Genomic DNA, 1,516 nt, shown 5'->3' with positions numbered 1-1,516 from the left:
GAAAAACTGCCGTACATCACCTTCCCGGAAGGTTCTGAAGAGCATACCTATCTGCACGCTCAGCGTCAGAAACTGCACGGTTATCTGCCAAGCCGTCAGCCGAACTTCACCGAGAAGCTTGAGCTGCCGAGCCTGCAAGACTTCGGCGCGCTGTTGGAAGAGCAGAGCAAAGAGATCTCTACCACTATCGCTTTCGTTCGTGCTCTGAACGTGATGCTGAAGAACAAGTCGATCAAAGATCGTCTGGTACCGATCATCGCCGACGAAGCGCGTACTTTCGGTATGGAAGGTCTGTTCCGTCAGATTGGTATTTACAGCCCGAACGGTCAGCAGTACACCCCGCAGGACCGCGAGCAGGTTGCTTACTATAAAGAAGACGAGAAAGGTCAGATTCTGCAGGAAGGGATCAACGAGCTGGGCGCAGGTTGTTCCTGGCTGGCAGCGGCGACCTCTTACAGCACCAACAATCTGCCGATGATCCCGTTCTACATCTATTACTCGATGTTCGGCTTCCAGCGTATTGGCGATCTGTGCTGGGCGGCTGGCGACCAGCAAGCGCGTGGCTTCCTGATCGGCGGTACTTCCGGTCGTACCACCCTGAACGGCGAAGGTCTGCAGCACGAAGATGGTCACAGCCACATTCAGTCGCTGACTATCCCGAACTGTATCTCTTACGACCCGGCTTACGCTTACGAAGTTGCTGTCATCATGCATGACGGTCTGGAGCGTATGTACGGTGAAAAACAAGAGAACGTTTACTACTACATCACTACGCTGAACGAAAACTACCACATGCCGGCAATGCCGGAAGGTGCTGAGGAAGGTATCCGTAAAGGTATCTACAAACTCGAAACTATTGAAGGTAGCAAAGGTAAAGTTCAGCTGCTCGGCTCCGGTTCTATCCTGCGTCACGTCCGTGAAGCAGCTGAGATCCTGGCGAAAGATTACGGCGTAGGTTCTGACGTTTATAGCGTGACCTCCTTCACCGAGCTGGCGCGTGATGGTCAGGATTGTGAACGCTGGAACATGCTGCACCCGCTGGAAACTCCGCGCGTTCCGTATATCGCTCAGGTGATGAACGACGCTCCGGCAGTGGCATCTACCGACTATATGAAACTGTTCGCTGAGCAGGTCCGTACTTACGTACCGGCTGACGACTACCGCGTACTGGGTACTGATGGCTTCGGTCGTTCCGACAGCCGTGAGAACCTGCGTCACCACTTCGAAGTTGATGCTTCTTATGTCGTGGTTGCGGCGCTGGGCGAACTGGCTAAACGTGGCGAAATCGATAAGAAAGTGGTTGCTGACGCAATCGCCAAATTCAACATCGATGCAGATAAAGTTAACCCGCGTCTGGCGTAAGAGGTAAAAGAATAATGGCTATCGAAATCAAAGTACCGGACATCGGGGCTGATGAAGTTGAAATCACCGAGATCCTGGTCAAAGTGGGCGACAAAGTTGAAGCCGAACAGTCGCTGATCACCGTAGAAGGCGACAAAGCCTCTATGGTGATCAG

Annotated in this window: 2 protein-coding genes; both read left to right on the top strand. The window is 53.0% G+C overall.

Features of this window, described 5'->3' with window-relative positions; all coding sequences use genetic code 11:
• A partial coding sequence (locus EYB48_RS18945; protein ID WP_408058379.1) for a transketolase-like TK C-terminal-containing protein occupies positions 1-1,362 on the top strand: 1,362 nt, incomplete at its 5' end.
• A gap of 11 nt (positions 1,363-1,373) precedes the next feature.
• A partial coding sequence (locus EYB48_RS18940) for a biotin/lipoyl-containing protein (protein WP_408058380.1) occupies positions 1,374-1,516 on the top strand: 143 nt, incomplete at its 3' end.

It is taken from the genome of Cognatundibacterium crateris (assembly GCF_010078235.1).
GTDB classification, from domain to species: Bacteria; Pseudomonadota; Gammaproteobacteria; order Burkholderiales; family Burkholderiaceae_D; genus Undibacterium; species Undibacterium crateris.
This window is presented reverse-complemented; position numbering and strand designations above follow the sequence as displayed.